General features: G+C 67.2%; 12 protein-coding genes. 4 read left to right on the top strand and 8 right to left on the bottom strand.

Annotated elements, in window-relative coordinates:
• Positions 1-386 precede the first annotated feature (386 nt).
• On the bottom strand, positions 387-830 hold the full coding sequence (locus NLR35_RS18200) for a MarR family transcriptional regulator (RefSeq protein ID WP_257167895.1): 444 nt from the start codon (positions 828-830) through the stop codon (positions 387-389).
• Positions 831-1,016: 186 nt separating this feature from the next.
• Here NLR35_RS18200 and NLR35_RS18195 point away from each other — a divergent pair, with 186 nt between their 5' ends.
• Entirely contained in the window at positions 1,017-2,198 is a 1,182-nt protein-coding gene (locus NLR35_RS18195; RefSeq protein ID WP_257167894.1) for a substrate-binding domain-containing protein, read from the top strand.
• A 263-nt stretch (positions 2,199-2,461) separates the two neighbouring features.
• Here NLR35_RS18195 and NLR35_RS18190 read toward each other — a convergent pair whose 3' ends face one another.
• On the bottom strand, positions 2,462-4,534 hold the full coding sequence (locus NLR35_RS18190) for a bifunctional diguanylate cyclase/phosphodiesterase (protein WP_257167893.1): 2,073 nt from the start codon (positions 4,532-4,534) through the stop codon (positions 2,462-2,464).
• A 268-nt stretch (positions 4,535-4,802) separates the two neighbouring features.
• Positions 4,803-7,202, bottom strand: a complete 2,400-nt coding sequence (locus NLR35_RS18185) for a membrane-bound PQQ-dependent dehydrogenase, glucose/quinate/shikimate family (RefSeq protein ID WP_257167892.1) — start codon at positions 7,200-7,202, stop codon at positions 4,803-4,805.
• A 234-nt stretch (positions 7,203-7,436) separates the two neighbouring features.
• Here NLR35_RS18185 and NLR35_RS18180 point away from each other — a divergent pair, with 234 nt between their 5' ends.
• Entirely contained in the window at positions 7,437-8,327 is an 891-nt protein-coding gene (locus NLR35_RS18180; protein ID WP_257167891.1) for a hypothetical protein, read from the top strand.
• 85 nt (positions 8,328-8,412) lie between these two features.
• Here the strand turns inward: NLR35_RS18180 and NLR35_RS18175 are convergent, their stop codons facing one another.
• The 5 genes from NLR35_RS18175 to NLR35_RS18155 all read right to left on the bottom strand — a co-directional run bounded on the left by NLR35_RS18175 (position 8,413) and on the right by NLR35_RS18155 (position 15,343).
• Positions 8,413-9,861 (bottom strand): hypothetical protein, encoded by a 1,449-nt coding sequence (locus NLR35_RS18175; RefSeq protein WP_257167890.1) that lies wholly within the window; start codon positions 9,859-9,861, stop codon positions 8,413-8,415.
• Positions 9,862-11,131: 1,270 nt separating this feature from the next.
• Positions 11,132-12,595, bottom strand: a complete 1,464-nt coding sequence (locus NLR35_RS18170; protein ID WP_257167889.1) for a L,D-transpeptidase family protein — start codon at positions 12,593-12,595, stop codon at positions 11,132-11,134.
• 291 nt (positions 12,596-12,886) lie between these two features.
• Positions 12,887-13,849, bottom strand: a complete 963-nt coding sequence (locus NLR35_RS18165) for an acetyl-CoA carboxylase carboxyltransferase subunit alpha (protein WP_257167888.1) — start codon at positions 13,847-13,849, stop codon at positions 12,887-12,889.
• Positions 13,850-14,068: 219 nt separating this feature from the next.
• A complete protein-coding gene (gene xerD / locus NLR35_RS18160) occupies positions 14,069-15,025 on the bottom strand; it encodes a site-specific tyrosine recombinase XerD (RefSeq protein ID WP_257167887.1) in 957 nt (318 codons plus the stop codon).
• 171 nt (positions 15,026-15,196) lie between these two features.
• A complete protein-coding gene (locus NLR35_RS18155) occupies positions 15,197-15,343 on the bottom strand; it encodes a hypothetical protein (protein WP_006613638.1) in 147 nt (48 codons plus the stop codon).
• Between the two features lie 329 nt (positions 15,344-15,672).
• Here NLR35_RS18155 and NLR35_RS18150 point away from each other — a divergent pair, with 329 nt between their 5' ends.
• Entirely contained in the window at positions 15,673-16,338 is a 666-nt protein-coding gene (locus NLR35_RS18150) for a shikimate kinase (protein ID WP_257168025.1), read from the top strand.
• Positions 16,335-17,483 (top strand): 3-dehydroquinate synthase, encoded by a 1,149-nt coding sequence (gene aroB, locus NLR35_RS18145; RefSeq protein WP_257167886.1) that lies wholly within the window; start codon positions 16,335-16,337, stop codon positions 17,481-17,483. The genes NLR35_RS18150 and aroB overlap by 4 nt, the downstream gene beginning before the upstream one ends.
• Positions 17,484-17,541: the final 58 nt, after the last annotated feature.

The following is a 17,541-nucleotide window of genomic DNA, read 5'->3' as shown; positions in this document are numbered from 1 at the left end:
CGATGCGGCCGGTGATCGCGCGCGGGCTCTGTGCGGCCCGTTCGTCGCGATCGCGAGAGGACAGGATGAGGGAGGATTCGTCTTGCGTCTATCCCGGCGTGACCGGGGACGTCGGGAGATTTGTCGCAGCAACGCTGCGCTGCGAGATGCTGCGCCCTCTCCCCTTGCGGGAGAGGGCATCTCCGGCCTATCAGCGCGCGCGGTGGGGTGAGGGGTCTCTCTCCGCGAGTGAAGCGCGTTGAGGCATACCCCTCACCCAATCGAGCTTGCTGAACCTTCCTACATGCCCTCTCCCGCAAGGGGCGAGGGCGCATTCACGAGCACCGGCCTGAAATTCTCATCGTCGAGCGCTGCGACGATTGAGTCGCCGGCAAGGCAGGGCCGCCTCAGCTCGCCGCGTCGATCAGATTCTCCAGCAGCCGCTTCAGCTCGCCGGTGGCCTTGTCGCCGTAGTTCTCCAGGATATGCGCCTCCTGGCTGGCGGCGAGCGAGTTGAGCCGCTTGCACAGCGCCTTGCCGCGGTCGCTGATGAACATCAGCACCTTGCGGCGGTCGTGGGCGTCCTGGCGGCGGTAGACCAGCGAGTCCGACACCATGCGGTCGGTCATCTTGGTCAAGGTCGGATGGTTCAGCAGCACCGCGTCGGCGAGGTCGCCCATCGAATGTCCCTCGCCGTCCGACAGCACCTTGAGGATGCGCCATTGCTCGACGGGCACGCCCTCCGTGCTCAGGCGCGATTCCAACTGCCGGTTGATCTCCCGGTTGGCCTGCGCGAGCAGATAGGCGAGATGTTCGGTGAGGGGGCTGTTTGGATGGGGCGATTTGGCCACGATGAACTTCGCTCAGAGGTCCCGACTTGAATGAATGTCCGGCAGTTGCTGCCCGATCTATATGCATCCCAATTCTTGAACATTCAACATTTTCGAATAGGATATTTGCCGAACGCGTGCTGATTTTGACGGCGTATGACCGCCGTCCCACACTGGGTTTCTCACGGCCGCGGCCAAGGAGTGGGTGTGCTCTCGACAGGATCTGTCACGGCCGGGCGCTGCAGCCCGCCGCCCTCCCTGCTGTTCAGGAGCCCGCCTGAGCGGGGCGGCCCGCCGTCGACGGCCCCCTTCGATCCCGATCGCTTTGCGCGGCGCGGCCGCCACAACAAGCTCCGTATCGGCAACTTCATCACGTTCTCCGGCTCGCCCGGAATCTGGGGACCGGCGGCGACCAACAGCGCGCTGCTTGCGGTGTCCGAGATCAACCGCCGCGGCGGCATTCTCGGCCGCGAGATCGAATTGTCGTTCTACGATTCCGGCGGTCCGGTCGATGAGGTGGCCGCGCGCGCCCGGGACGCGCTCGATTTCGACGACATCGACGTCGTGATGGGCTCGCATATCAGCGCCGTCAGGCTGGCGCTGCGCCGGCTGACCCGCGGCCGTATCCCTTATGTGTATACGCCCGTCTACGAAGGCGGCGAGCGCACGCCCGGCGTGATGGCGATCGGCGAGACGCCGCACAGCCAGACCCGCCCGGCGATCCATTGGCTGGCCGAGAACAAGGGCGCCAAGCGCTGGTACCTGATCGGCAGCGACTATGTCTGGCCGTGGCAGTCGCACCGTTCGACCAAGACCTACATCACCGAGGCCGGCGGCCAAGTCGTCGGCGAGGAGTTCGTGCCCGTTGGTGAGGACGATCACGAGGCGCATCTCGCGCGCATCCGTGCTGCCAGGCCGGATGTCGTGCTGATCTCGCTGATCGGCACCGACTGCATCACCTTCAACCGGGCGTTCGGCGAGTCCGGTCTTGCTGCGACGACGCTGCGTCTCGCCGGTGCCGTCGATGAAACCGTGCTGCTCGGCATCGGCGCTGACAACACGGAGAACCTCTATTCCGCCTCCGGCTATTTCAGCTGCATCGGCTCCGATGCCAATGATGCCTTCATGAGCCGTTATACCGCGATGTTCGGAACGGAGGCGCCGCCGGTCGGCTCCGTCGGCCAGTCCAACTACGAAGGCCTGCGCTTCCTCAAGGCCGCAGCCGAACGCGCCGGCTCGCTGGCCCTGCACCCGCTCGCCACCACCGGCCGCAACATCGTCTATTCCGGCCCCCGCGGCGACGTCGCCATCCGCCACGGCCGCGCCGCCATGGCCATGCACCTCGCAGAAGCCGACGGGTTGGATTTCAAGATCATCCGCACGTTCTGAGCGGCTGCGCCGGTTCGGCCGAGCATCCTCTCCTGGAGGGCAGGGCTATCGCTTATGGACATGCGGAGGCTATCTCGGCGAGCGATCCTGCCGATGATTTTCTCCGTCATGCCCGGGCTTGTCCCGGGCATCCACGTAGTTCTCAGCATGCCGAACGACGTGGATGGCCGGGACAAGCCCGGCCATGACGTTGTGGAGATGGACCCGCGCAAAACTCCGATCGTTGCACGCGATCGTCCTGCCTGGAGTGGGAGCACCTGCGCTCACGCGGCTGCCGCGTTCTTGGCCGGCGCGTCAGCGACGGCTGTCTGAATGACCCCCACCTCCCGGATCATCCGGCTGATCGCTTCATGCGGCATCGGTCTGCCGAACAAGAAACCCTGCACGCTGCTGCAGCCCTCCTCGCGCAGGAAGGCGAGGTGCTGCTCGGTCTCGACACCCTCGGCCAGCACGGGGATGTTCAGGCTGCGGCCGAGCAGCAGCGTCGCCTTGACGATCGCAGCCGCATGTACGCTGGTCTCGACCGACTGGATGAAGCTCTTGTCGACCTTGATCTTGTCGAACGGAAACACCTGAAGCGTCGACAGCGACGAATAGCCGGTGCCGAAATCGTCCATCGCCACCGTCACGCCGATCGCCTTCAGCGCCTGCATCACCTGCAGCGCGTGCTGGCGGTCGGCGATGATGCCGGTCTCCGTGAGCTCGATCTCCAGCCGCTCCGGCGAAAGCCCCGTCTCGCGCAGCACCTCCGCGACGCGCTTCGGCAGATCGTGGTTCAGCTGCATCGGCGCGACGTTGACGGCGACCTTGAACGGCTGGCTCCAGCCTGCCGCCGTGGCGCAGGCAGTGCGCAGCACCCAGTCGCCGATGTCGACGATCAGTCCCGTCTGTTCGGCCATCGGGATGAAATCGTTCGGCGGCACGCGGCCCTTGACCGGATGATTCCAGCGCAGCAGCGCCTCGAAGCCGATGATCTCGCCGCTCTGGGTGTCGTTCTGGACCTGGTAGTGCAGCTCGAACTCGTTGCGCACCAGCGCGCGCTTCAGGTCGATCGCGAGCTCGGCGCGACGCCGGCTGGCCTCGTCCATCGAGGGCTCGTAGGTGCAGATCTTGCCCTGGCCGAGGCTCTTGGCGCGATACATCGCGAGATCGGCGCGGCTGAGCAGTTCGTCTGCCGTGAGGCCATGCTCGGGATGGAGCGCGATGCCGATGCTGCAGCCGACCGAGAGGCTTCGCTCGTCCCAATCCACCGGCGTCAGCACCAGGGTGCGCATGCGCTCGGCGAATTTGGCGGCCTCGGTTCGCGCGAAGATCTCGCTCTTCACCGCGACGAATTCGTCACCGCCGATCCGCGCCAGAAATTCGCCGGGCTGCAAGGTCGCCGCGATGCGCTGGGCGATCGTGGACAGCACCGCGTCGCCCGCGGCATGCCCGTGCGCGTCGTTGATGTCCTTGAAGCGGTCGAGGTCGATGGCGAGCACGACGAGATGCGCGGTCTCGTCGCCATCCGCCAGCAGCGGCGTCAGCCGCTGTCCCAGGCCGTTGCGGTTGGGCAGGCCGGTCAGCGGATCCTGCAGCGCCAGCTGCCGATAGCCTTCGACCGCCTCCTGCGCGGCCTGCATGTCGATCATGTAGGCCGACGCCGCCATCGCCATGATCAGGCCGATGCCGGTGACGATGCTGATCAGCATCACGCCGTCGGACAGCGCCTGCACCGGCGCATCGATGCCGGCCATCGGCGCCAAGGTGAGGGCCGCCATGCCGGTGAAATGCAGGCTGAGAATCGCGAGCACCATCGCAGCCGAGCTGCCATATTTGCAGAACCGCGTGACCGGGCGTGCAATGCGGTTGGCGGCAATTGCGCCAAAGCCCATCGCGAGCACGAGGGAGAGCCAGATCGCGGGGGCATGCCACGTCCTGATGCCCTCGAGATTGAGCGCGCTCATGCCGGTGTAGTGCATCGCGGCGATGCCGAAGCCGAACACCGCGCCGCCGATCTCGATCAGCGGGCCGCGCTGGGTGCGCGTGGTGATGAAGAAGCCGAGCCAGGAAAACCCGATCGCAAGGCCGAGCGAGGCGAAGGTCATGCCTGCTTCGAACGAGCGATTGCCGGCAGCCTCATAGCCGAGGATGGCGGCGAAATGCGTCGTCCACACCGTGCCGCCGGCGACCAGCCCGGCCAGGAACAGCAGGTGAATCCGGCGCAGCCCCGTGTTGCGGCGGACGCGGGCGAGCAGGCGCATCGACAGGATGGAGCCGAGGACGCAGACCAGCAGCGCGGCGGCGACGTAGCGGAGATCGTGATCGGCAGGCAGGCAGGACAGGATCGTCAACATCGGCAAATGAACCCTTACGCAGGCGAGCTACGCATCGCGGCGCGTCGCGTTTTGGCGCGCGCGGATTCGCGGTTAGCAAAGCGTCAATGCGGGCGGAAAATCTTCGGCCCGCGCCGAGTCATGCACGAGGTCTGGGAAGCTGACGATTAAAGCGCGCGCTCGGCCGGCAGAGTTCCTCCGCGGAACCCCGGATATCGTGACCAAATGTGCAACGGGTCGGCTCACTCTGCGCAGGGCTGGAACCTGCGAACGATTTGCCTGCGACCGACTACTTGCTCGCGACATTGCCCGGCAGCGCATAGGCGCGCACGTAGTCGCCGAGCTTGGTGCCGAACGAACCGTGGCCGCCATCGACCGTGACGATGTACTGCCTGCCGCCGGCCTCATAGGTCATCGGTGTCGACTGGCCGCCGGCCGGCAGCCGGTCCTGCCACAGCAGCCGGCCATCCTTGACGTCGAAGGCGCGGATGTAGTCGTCCATCGTGCCGGTCAGGAACGCGACGCCGCCTGCCGTCACCATCGGACCGCCGAGCATCGGCACGCCCAGCTTGAACGGCAGCGGCACCGGCGACTGGTCGCGGATGGTGCCGACGCGGTGCTGCCAGACGATCTGGTTGGTCTTCAGATCGATCGCGGCGAGGCTGCCCCAGGGCGGCGCCATGCAGGGGATGCCGAGCGGCGACAGAAAGATGCCGAGCGAGACGCCATAGGGCGTGCCGTACATCGGCTGCACGCCGAGCTCGGTGCCCGGCGGGTGCGCGGCATTCGGCGCGGCCGGATTGTCCTTGCCGCGCGGCGCCAGCCGCGACACGAACGGGATCGACTGCGGATTGGCGATCGCGATTTTTCTCACGGGATCGATGGCGATGCCGCCCCATTCGAACATGCCGAAATCGCCGGGATAGACCAGCGTGCCCTGCTCGGAGGGCGGCGTGAACGGCCCCTCATAGCGCAGCCGCTTGAACTGGATGCGGCAGGCGAGCTGATCGAACATCGTCGCGCCCCACATCTGCGCGCCGGTGAGCTCCTGACGCGGTCGGAAGCTCAGCTCGGAGAACGGCTGCGTCGGCGATAGATGATCGCCGGGCGCAGCCCCCTGCGGCACCGGCTTCTCCGGCGCGGGGACTAATAAGTGTCCGTCGCGGCGATCGAGCACGAAGATGTTGCCGGTCTTGGCGGGCACGTAGATCGCCGGCACCACGCCGTCCTTGCCGGGCATGTCGACGAGGCTCGGCTGCGACGGCATGTCCATGTCCCAGAGATCGTGATGCACGTTCTGGAACGACCAGCGCAGTTTCCCCGTGGCGATGTCGAGCGCGACCAGTGCGGAATCATAGCGCTCGTTGTCGGCCGAGCGGTTGCCGGCCCAGATGTCCGGCGAGCTCGAGCCGAGCGGGATGTAGGCCAGGCCGAGCGCCTCGTCGGCCGCGCCCACGCTCCAGCCGTTCGGTGACCCCGGCGTGAAATGATGCGTCGGCGACGGCATCTCGTTCGGATCGGGATTGCCCGGATCGAACGCCCACAACAGCTTGCCGGTGTAGACGTCGAAGCCGCGGATCGCGCCTGAGGGCACCTTGTTGGAGTAGTTGTCGATGACAGCGCCCGCCATTATCACCACCTTGTCGGTGACCACGGGCGGAGAGGTGCCCTCGTAAAAGCCGACGGTGGTGATCTCGTTGCCCGCCTTCAGGTCGATCTGGCCGTGATCGCCAAAGCCCTCGCACGGCTTGCCGCTGTCGGCGTCGAGCGCGAACAGCCTTCCGTCATTGGTCGGCAGGAAGATGCGCCTGGCGCATTCCGTCGGCGCCGCGGCGCCTGACACGTCAACCGCGCCGGGCCTGGTCTCGTGATAGGCAACGCCGCGGCAGGTCATGTGCTGGAAATTCTTGTGGTGCTCGATCTTCGGATCGAACGTCCAGCGCTGTTTTCCAGTGGCGGCATCGAGCGCGAACACGATCTGGTGCGGCGAGCAGGTGTAGAGCAGATCGCCGATCTTCAGCGGCGTCACCTCGTTGGTGAATTCGTCGGGATCGTCGGGGCCCTTGCGGTCGCCGGTCCGGAATTCCCAGGCGAGCTGCAGGTTCTTCACGTTGTCGGGCGTGATCTGCTTCAGGCTGGAGAAGCGGGTGCCGAAATTGCTGGCGCCATAGGCGGTCCAATCCGCTTGCGCTTCCGCGGGCGCAGTATCGGTGCCGGCGGTCGCCGCCGCGGCCTGCGCCAGCGCGCCGTTGGCGCCGAAGCGGTCGCCGCGCAAGGAAGCGCCGAGCACGACGATTGCGACCGCGAGCACGGCGACGAGGCCCCAGCGCGCCGAACGCATGTCGCCGATGAGATGCGCGGTGATGAACGGCAGCAGTAGCCAGAGTCCGAGCGGCGCCAGCACGTCGCCGCGCGGCGCCAGCGACCAGAAGTCCAGGCCGACTTCCCAGATCGCCCAGATCATCGTGCCCAGCAGCAGCGCCGCATAGAGCCAGAGCGCCGCCGCTCGCCGCTGCCACAGCAGCCACGCCGTGCCGAGCAGAGCGGCGCCGGCGATGACGTAGTAGAGCGAGCCGCCGATCGCGGCGAGCCAGAGGCCGCCGGCGAGCAGCGCCACGCCCATGAGTCCGACAATGATGGCAGTGAAGGTCAGCAGCGGCGCGCGCTGCAGCTCGCGGGCGGCGGCCATGCGCGGCTCCAGGCTGATGAGAACGAAGCGCGGCAGGACGCCGCAGTCGCGTCATGAACGGCGAGGCCGGGCGGAAGTTCCTTCAGCCCGGAAGGCTTCCGGGACGCTTGTCTCGCCCGCTCGCAGGGACCCCAGCACACGCCCTTTTGCGTGCCCCCCGGGCCGGAACGGGTTGCTGCTCCATGATGGAATTAATACGATCCGATGTCAGTCACATGAAAATTGGAGTGCCGGATGCGTGCGCAGTCGCGAGCTTTGTCGAACCCGGTCGCCCTGTGGTGGGCGATGCTGACCCTGGTCAGCCTCGCCAACATCGTGTTCTGGTTCATCCTGTATCGCGAGCTCGCCGGCGGAAGCGGGAGCGCGACGAGCCTGTCCTCGCAATCCGGCCAGATGCTGGCGCTGTCGGCCGCCTATGTGTTCGGCTGCGCCTTCCGCTCGGTGCTGCCGCGCGCCGACGTCCAGCGCATCTGCCTGGTCGACAGCTGGCTGTCGAGCATCTTCGTCGGCCGCAGCGTCGCGACCATCGCCGAAATCGCCTTCGCGGCGCAATGGGCGATCATCCTGGCGCAGCTCGGGGCGATCGCCGATGCCGACACCGCCGTCAACATGGCGCGCCTGATCGTGCCGATCATCGTCGTCGCCGAGATCTGCTCCTGGTACGCCGTCGTCACCAAGAACTTCCTCTACAACGCGATCGAGAACTCGCTGTGGGCGGTTGCCTTCCTGCTCGTCGGAATCGGCCTCGGCCGTCTGCTGCCGGAGTTCGATGGCCTCGTGCGCGGGCTCTTGATTGCAGGCCTGGTGGGCATCGCCTGCTATCTCGCTTTCCTCGTCGTGGTCGACGTGCCGATGTATGTGAAGCGCTGGCGCATCGAGCGCGCCGCCGGCGTGCCGCTGCTGCATCCGCTGGTGGGATTGCGCGATTCCGCCACGCAGTGGACCGTCACCCATGAGTTCGAGCACTGGAAGGAAGAGATCGCCTGGATGTCGCTGTATTTCAGCGCGGCGGTCTGGGGCTCGCTGGCGCTGTGCGCGCTGTCGGCGATGAACGATCACCTGCCGCAAGCCCGCGCGCAGGCCTCGGCGCCTGCGGCGATCGTCCAGCCGGTGCAGACGCGCTGAGCCGAACGCGGCATCTCTGAGACGACAAATCTGAGAGGACGAAAAACCCGCGGTGCATGCACCGCGGGTTCTTCTTTGTCCGGCCTCAGCCATGCAGCGTGAAGTGATGCGAGTCGTCGATGTGGGCGACGTGGCTGAAATCGTGGTGCGGAGCGTCGTGCGCGCCACCGGCGTGGCTGAAATCGTGCGGCGGCACGATGCCGGTGTTGCCCGCCTGATGATCGTGGCCATGGTCGCCGAACCCATGATTGCCAAGGCCGTCGGCGATGATCGGGTGATGCGACGAGCCCTCGCCATGCAGCGGACCACCAAAGCCGAGGCCGGGGCCGTTGCCGCCGTGGCCGTTGTCGCCGGACTGGTGGATCGCCTGCGCGATCTGGTCCCAGAACCCGCCGCCGTGGCCGCCGGTGTGGCCGCTCTCATGGCCGCCGCCGAGCACGTCACCGGCGAGCTTGAACAGGTCGTTGAGCGCGGCCTGAGCATTGCCGTGGCTGAGATCGCTGGCGAGCGTCCCGAGATCGTGGCCGATCGCGTTGGCCTGGTGCCCGACCGCGTGGGTCAGGTCGCTGGCGGCCTCCGTCAGGCCCGACACGCCCGCGCCGACGGCGTGGCTGATGCCGCCGGTGATCCCGGAGCCGACCGTCTCGGCGGCGTGCGCGACGTCGGAGATGACGTGGCCGAGCGGTCCGCCCACCAGGTGACCGGCGCTCGACACCGCATCGGTGACGATGCCGATCGTGCCGTGACCGAGCGTCGTGCCGAGCTCGAGGCCGCCCTTCACCACATCGCCCGCCAGATGGATGCCGTCGGCGCCGACATGCGCGGCCGTGTCGACGATGGTGCCGGCCATGCCGAGCGCGCCGTGACCGATCGCGCCGGCCGCTTCCAGCCCGGCATGGCCGAGGCCGACGGCGCCATGGACGGCGTCGCCCACCGTGGCGATCACGCCATGCGCAAGGTCACCGCCGACCTTCACGCCGCCGTTCACGATATCGCTGCCGATGTGTCCGATGTCGCCGACGACACCGCCGAGATCGCCATGGGCGAGATGGTTGAGGCCGGAGGCGACGTCACCGACCACGTGAGCGCCGGTGCTGGCGATGTCGCCGGCGACGTGACCGGCGGTCGACACCACGTCCTGAACCCCATGAATGATGCTGCCGCCGACCGCCGCGCCGGCATGCTCGACGGCATGCACGACGCCGCCGACGGTGTGGATCGCCTCGCTGCCGAGATGGCCGATGCCGTGGGCGACATCGCTCACGACGTGCCCGACGTCGCCGGCGACATGACCCACCGTGTGGACGACGCTCGACGCGGCGTCGCCGACGGTGTGCGTGACCTTGCCGATGGTATGGATGACCGAGCCGCCGAGATGGCCGACCTCGTGCGCGACGCCGCTCGCCGCATGCTCCACCGTATGCACCACGCTGGAGGCGGCGTGACCGACCGCATGGCCGACATCCGACGCCACATGCGCCACGCCCTTCACAGCCGACCCCAGGGCGTGCCCGATATCGCCGAATAAGCTCATTGTTGTTCTCCCTCGGTTTGACGTCACCTCACCGCGGGTGACGGCCGAGTTGTCGCAGAGTGACGGCGCGATCTCCGTGAGGGACGTCACGCAAGCGCCTCGGGAGCCGGACCAGCGCAGCGGGGCACGCGTCCTGGTCGCGTGAGACGACTTTGTCCATGCGTGCACCGGCGACGCGACGGCGCTCTGCACGGCGAAGCGTCTGCGCGCGGACTCTCATTTCTCCCGTGCCTTCAAGCTGATTTGGCCTGTCCAGTCCCCTTGTGAAAAATAATCAGCTTCGCTTTTTCGGAAATCTATGCTCTTATCCCGTCATCCCGCCTCATCGACGAGGGGCGCTGCGCGGTCGTCACGAAGCGTGGAGTGCGGGATGTGGTGGGCGGGCCGGTTTGCAGCGTGAGCAATCGCGCCGACGAACGAATTGGTTCGCACGGTCAAGTCGCGTGGTCCTGATACTCCGAAGCCAGTATCAAGCCTGCGCCGGCGCGAGAGCGTGGCGCAGGCGACGGTGACCAGACAGCCCGGGCACCGGGGAGATCGCGAAGCAGCCGTAAAGCCATCACGCAGGGAGGGCCGGGTCGATCCGGCTGGACCTGTGGTTCCTGCCGCCTGCATTTTTTCCGCAGGCGGGCCACGGGCCTCAGTCGAGGCCCGGCTCTCCCTGCACCCTCGGTTTGGAGAGGGTGATTGGATAAGCAACACTCGGACGCGACAGCGGGTGCGAGAATGCGCAACCGTGCCGACAAAATTCGGTGTCGTCCCGGCAAGCCCGGCGACGCGCAGCGTCGCTGGGCGCCGACCCGGGATCCATACTCCGCGGCGGTTGTATGGGGCACGCTGGAGCACACATCTCGCGCCTCGATTCCCGCCGGTGGTTATGGATCCCGGCGTTCGCCGGGATGACGCCGAATGATTTGCGACAGCTGCGGACTCATCGGCACGATGCGGTCGATCGCGACCGGTTTGGCGTGAGAATGACGAACCGCGCCGACAATCTCCGCTGTCGTCCCGGACAAGCCGTGACGCGCCACGCGCGTCGCGGCGCTGATCCGGGATCCATACTCCGCGGCAGACGGATGCGGCACGCTGGAGCATCCAGCTCGCGCACCGATTCTCGCCGTGGTTATGGATCCCGGCGTTCGCCGGGATGACACCGAATGGTTTGATGCCGATGCGAACCTATCGACACAGGGTGCGGACAGTCGCGACGAAGCAGATCGCACGATCTGCCAACCGGAATAGCGATCCGCGTGGTGCCGCGTTGGCCGGCCTACTTGAACCCGGCGAACCGGCTGTCGAACGAGTTCGACGGCAGCACGGGCGCGGCGCCGGAGACCAGGGAGGCCTGGGTCTGCGCCGGGGCCGACGCCGTGGTCGCCGGTGCGTCGCTGGCCGCGGGCTTGAACGGCGGCCGTGCGGCGGCCTGCTTGGTTTCAGCGGGCTTGGCGGCGGCGACCGGCTTCGGTGCGGGCTTTGTCTCCGCGGTCTTCTCTGCAGGCTTCGCGCTTGCGGTGGTCTCAGCCGGCGCATTGCCGCCGAGGCCGACCTTGCGGGCGAGGCTCGACATGAAGCTCGGCTTCTCCGGCGCGCTGACGGCCGCAACGCGGGTCGAGGTCGAGGACGTCGTCGCCGGAGCCGGCGCTGTACTGGCCGGCATCGCCGCGACCTCGGTCGCGTCAGGCGCGCGCGGCGGGTTGACGTGACCCGGGATCGTGCCCGGCGTCGCCTGGAAGTTGGCGAGCGACAGGCCCGGCGCCTCGCCGGCATCGGACAGGCCCGTCGATGCGCCCGGCACGCGGCTGGCGAACACCGGATTCATGCCGCCGTCGATGCCGGTGTTGAGCTTGGCCACCGGCGTGCCCTTGGCGACCAGCTTGGCGTATTCGGCCTCGTCCGCCTGCTGCTTCTCGCGCACCGCCGTCGTGATCTCGTCCGGCACGACATAGGCCGGGCACTTGGCGGCCGCGTCGAACACCGGATCACGGGTCGCGCCCGGCGGCTTCTGGGCGTTGAAGACGTATTTCTTCTCACAGAAGTCGACCTTCGGCTCCTGACGGGTAACCTCGAAGGCGTCGTAGCCTTCCTTGATCATGCGCCAGAACGGCATGTTCGGATTGTTGCGATGCTTGGCCATGTTCACCGGCGTCATCCGGAACGGATAGGCCTGGAACTGGAAGGCGCGCTGCCCGCCGAAGAAAGATTCGCGGCCGAGCGCATAGATCTCGGCGATCTGCTCGTCGGTCATCGCAAAGCAGCCGCGCGAGGAGCAGTCACCATGCACCATCAGCTGCGAGCCGGTGCGGCCGAGCGCCTTGTCGAACGCGTTCGGATAGCCGGTGTTGAAGGAGAGATAGTAGGCCGACTGCGGATTCATCTGGCTCGGATTGATCGAGTAGAAGCCCTCGGGCGCCTGGCGGTCGCCCTCCCGCACCTTGGGCCCGAGATCGCCCGACCAGCGGCAGATCGGATAGGACTTGAGCAGCCCGAACTTGCCGGAGCGGTCCTGCTTCCAGACCTCGAGCTCGGCCTCCTGCTTGAACACGCGCACCAGGATCGGCGACTGCGGATCCATGTCCTTCTCGGTCATGGCCGCAACCAGCTTCGGCGGCACCGGCTGATTGGCCTTGGCATTGGTGGCAAGCGCGACCTGGTCGCTGTTGCAGCCGGTCAGCAGCGCACCGGCGGCCAGCGCGGCCGAGGTCATCAGGACCCGGACGAAAGCGCGGTTGATCAAAGCGAAGCTCCCCGCAAACCCAGCATGCCGCGATACCCCACTCTTGCTCTCGATCGGTCGGGACGCTGGAGAGATCCCAGGTCGACCGCGCGTCATGCCCACGTCAAACCAATGATTAAAATTGTACCCTTTGGCCCCGGGAGCCGCAACCCGCGCTACGGCAGTGCCGCGGCGCGGTGGCCCTCTTGGTCAACAAGTTCTAAACAGCAGACCGCGCCGCCACGGCCGAAATGCGGCCAAACGGCTGGAAAGACTCACAAATCCGCGAGCGGCAGACGCGGGCAGGCCGGCTCAGCTCAGCTTGCGGCCGATCTCGATGAACTTCTGGCGGCGCTGCTTGCGGATGGCATCGCCATCGAGGCCTTTCATCTCGTCGAAGGCCTGGGCGATCGCCTCGCCGGTGGCCGCGATCATCGCGGCGGGGTCGCGGTGGGCGCCGCCGACCGGCTCCTTCAGGATGGTATCGACCACGCCGAAGCGCAGCATGTCCTGGGCCGTGATCTTCATGCTGTTGGCGGCTTCCTGCGCCTTGGTGCCGTCGCGCCAGAGGATCGAGGAGGCGGCTTCCGGCGAGATCACGCTGTAGATCGCGTGCTCCAGCATCAGCACCCGGTTGGCGGTGGTCAGCGCGATCGCGCCGCCCGACATGCCCTCGCCGGTGATGATGGCGACGTTCGGCACGCCCAGCGCCAGGCAGGCGTCGGTGGAGCGGGCGATGGCCTCGGCCTGGCCGCGCTCCTCGGCGCCGATGCCGGGATAGGCGCCGGCGGAATCGACCAGCGACAGCACGGGGATGCCGAAGCGCTCGGCCATTTCCATCAGCCGGACGGCCTTGCGGTAGCCTTCCGGGCGGGCCATGCCGAAATTGTGCTTGAGGCGGGATTCGGTGGTGGCGCCCTTTTCCTGGCCCATCACGCAGATCGGCTCGCCACGGAAACGGCCGAAGCCGCCGAGCAGAGCGGCGTCCTCGCCGAACTTGCGGTCGCCGGCGAGCGGCGTGAACTCGGTGATCAGCGCATTGACGAAGTCGGTGAAGTGCGGCCGCTGCGGGTGCCGCGCGACCATCGTCTTCTGCCACGGCGTCAGATTGGCATAGAGCTCGGCCAGCGCCTGGCCGGCCTTCTCCTCGATCCGGCCGACCTCCTCGCCGATATCGGTGCCGGAGGCGGCCATCGCCCGGAGTTCATCGACCTTGGAATCGAGCTCGGCAACGGGCTTTTCGAAATCGAGGTAGCTGCGCATGGGATCCGGCATGGAAGAGCTGAAGGAAGAGCGCTGGGAGACGAGATCGGCTCGGCCCTCGGACCTGAAGACGTGGGACTTCAGGAGCTTAAGGGTCGATCGGTGCCCGGACTCCAGGCATCACGCCGGGATCGCGGGCAGGATGGCGCTCTTTCAGCGCAGACGGGCGCGAAGTCAAGCGGGCGCCGCGTCACGCTAGAGGATTTGGTTGCGGGAAAGTGTGGGGCCGGCTCAGGTTTCGGCAAGGGGGTGCAGGTCGCGGACCAGGCTCTTCAGCCGCTCCTCGACCACATGGGTGTAGATCTGGGTGGTCGAGATGTCGGTGTGGCCGAGCAGGGTCTGGACGATGCGCAGGTCGGCGCCGTTGTGCAGCAGGTGGCTGGCGAAGGCGTGGCGCAGCACGTGCGGCGACACCAGCCGGGCCGGCAGGCCGCTCGCCACCGCGAGCTCCTTGAGGTCGCGGGCGAAGTGCTGGCGGGTCAAATGGCCGCTCTCGCCGAACGAGGGAAACAGCCATTTGCCGAAGGTGGCGCTGGCCTTCTTCTCCGGCTTCTGCTTGTCCAGAACAGCCAGATAATCCGCCATCGCCTGGCGCGAGGCCTGGTTCAGCGGCACCAGCCGCTCCTTGTTGCCCTTGCCACGCACCACGATCATGCGAGCGTCGTTGCGTGCCGCCGTGCGCGGCAGTGCCACCAGCTCGGAGACGCGCAGGCCGGTGGCGTAGAGCACCTCGAGCAGGCAATACAGCCGCAGTGCGCGCAGCCGCTGCGACGGCGAGGCGTCGGCGGCCTCGGAGAGCTCCTTGGCCTTGGTCAGCATGCGGTCGACGTCGCCGATCGACAGCACCTTGGGCAAGGACCGGCCGCGCTTCGGGCCGGACAGGATCGCGGCGGGATCGTCGCTGCGGATGCGCTCGCTCAGCAGAAAGCGGAACAGATGCCGCATCGCCGACAGCCGCCGCGCCACGCTCGAGGACTTGAAGCCCCTCGTGTCGAGATCGGCGAGATAGTCGCGCAGCGCCTGGGTGTCGGCGGTCGCGAAGCTGTCGGCCTTGCGGGTGAGAAACTCGGAGAAGTCGGTGAGATCGCGCCGATAGGCGTCGAGCGTGTTCTGGCCGGCGCCCTGTTCCGCAGCCATCATGTCCAGGAACAGGCTCATCAGCCGGGCGTCGGAGGCCTTGACCTTCATAGTGTGGATTCCGCTGGGTCCGAGGCGATCGAATCAGTTCGAGATATTCGCGCCGGCACGTCGAGCGGTGACCGCAAATCTGGCCGATATCGCGGCGCCGGGCCGCCTCAGCCAATCGTAAAAATCTTAATCAATGCCCTGTGGCTTTTCGGTTCGCGGCGACCGCGCGGATCATTTCTTCTGGAACTTGTCCGGCGGGATCGACACCGTCATCTCGCGCGACTTCGGCGTCACGAAATTCGCCAGCGCGTAGATCGCGCCATAGACCACGCCGACGATGACGGCGATCACGGTCAGGAAGCGGAACAGGCTGGGCATCGGGGTCGCAGAGGCCACCAGGGAAGGAACGGTTTCATCCAACATGTTCGCACCCGGCTGGCAAGTCCGCGCTGCCGGCCCGTCGTCCGATGACCAGTTGTCTTGCTCCGTCATTCCGGGGCGGCCCGCGCAGCGCGACGAGTCCGGAATCCATACCCACAGCATGCCGTATGGTGCAGGCTGGTGGTGGGTATCTCGCTCCACGACATCTGCCTGGGGTTATGGGTTCCGGGCTCGCGCCGCGCGCGCCCCGGAACGACGTCCGGGGTTGGCGTGACGCGGAACAGGATGCCTTTGAAAGCAGCAGGGGCTGGGTTAGAAGCGGAGGGATGACCGATACGACCCAACCAGCACCCAGCCCAGCCGCTCCGGAGGCCGCGATTGTCGCGGGCCTCGGCAAGCGGCTGATCGTGCTGGTCGGGATGATGGGCGCCGGCAAGTCGACGGTGGGCCGGCGGCTCGCGGCGCGGCTGCGGCTGCCTTTCGTCGATGCGGACACGGAGATCGAGACCGCGGCCGGCATGAGCATACCGGAGATCTTCGAGGCGCGCGGCGAGGATTATTTTCGCAACGGCGAGGCGCGGGTGATCGCCCGGCTGCTGGAAGCCGGGCCGACGGTGCTGGCCACCGGCGGCGGAGCCTTCATGCGCGAGGAGACGCGCCAGCGCATCCACGAAAAAGCTGTCTCGGTGTGGCTCAAGGCGGATGCCGACGTGATCATGCGCCGGGTCCGGCGCCGCGCGGATCGCCCGCTGCTGCAAACCGCAGATCCCGAAGGCACCGTCGCGCGGCTGCTGACCGAGCGTGAGCCGGTCTACCAGACCGCTGACATCACGATCTGCTCGCGCGACGTGCCGCATGACCGCGTCGTCGAGGATTGCCTGGAGGCGCTGCAGGCTTTCCTGGCCCCGCCCGAAACCGAGGGGCAGCCGGACGGGCCGCAACCCGATCCGATTCAACCCGATCCTCCGCAGGCGATGAGCGCACTCCGATGACGGCACCCCTGAAGCATTCCGATCCGATCATCGTCGATGTCGCGCTCGGCGACCGCGCCTATGACATCGTCATCGGCCGCGGCGTCCTGGCGACGCTCGGACAGCGGATCGCGGCGCTTCGGCCGGGCGTGCGGACGGCCATCGTCACCGACCGCACCGTTGCCACGCATTGGCTGAAGCCGGCCGAGGCGATTCTGGCCGAGGCCGGCATCCCCACCTCGACCATCGTGGTCGAAGAGGGCGAGGGCTCCAAGACCTATGCCGGCCTGGAGAAGGTCAGCGAGGCGCTGATCGCCGCGAAGATCGAACGCAACGATCTCGTCATCGCGCTCGGCGGCGGCGTGGTCGGCGATCTCGCCGGCTTCGCGGCCGCGATCCTGCGCCGCGGCGTCGATTTCGTGCAGGTGCCGACCTCGCTGCTGGCGCAGGTCGATTCCTCGGTCGGCGGCAAGACCGGGATCAACTCACCGCAGGGCAAGAACCTGCTCGGCGCGTTCCACCAGCCGGTGCTGGTGATCGCCGACACTGCGGTGCTCGACACGCTGTCGCCGCGCCAGTTCCGCGCCGGCTATGCCGAGGTCGCCAAATACGGCCTGCTCGGCGACGCCAGCTTCTTTGCCTGGCTGGAGGCCAACCACGCCGACATCGTCAAGGGCGGCGCGGCCCGCGAGCATGCGGTCGCGACCTCCTGCCGCGCCAAGGCCGCGATCGTCGCCCGCGACGAGCGCGAGACCGGCGACCGCGCGCTGCTCAATCTCGGCCACACCTTCGGCCATGCGCTGGAGGCCATCACCGGCTTCTCCGACCGGCTGTTCCATGGGGAGGGCGTGTCCGTCGGCATGGTGCTGGCAGCGCAATTCTCCGCCGAGCTCGGCATGCTGCCGCCGGACGATGTCACGAGGATCGAGCGTCACCTTGCCGCCGTGGGCTTACCGACCCATCTGCAGGATATCGCCGGCTTTGCCCAAGAGGGTGTCGGCGACGCCGACCGGCTTTTGGCCTTGATGGCGCAGGACAAGAAGGTGAAGCGCGGCAAGCTCACCTTCATCCTGATGGAAGCGATCGGCCGCGCCGTGATCGCAAAGGACGTCGATCCCGTGCGGGTGCGCGACTTCCTGCAGGCCAAATTGCACCGCCGCGGCTGATCGCAGCTTTACGCCACGTTGAGCAGTGGCGGGGCATCATCGGCGGCTTCCATCGAGA

Origin of the sequence: Bradyrhizobium sp. SRS-191, from assembly GCF_024586915.1 — a bacterium.
Taxonomy (GTDB): Bacteria; Pseudomonadota; Alphaproteobacteria; order Rhizobiales; family Xanthobacteraceae; genus Bradyrhizobium.
Note: the sequence above shows the minus strand (reverse complement) of the source record. Positions and strands in the feature narration are given on the sequence as shown.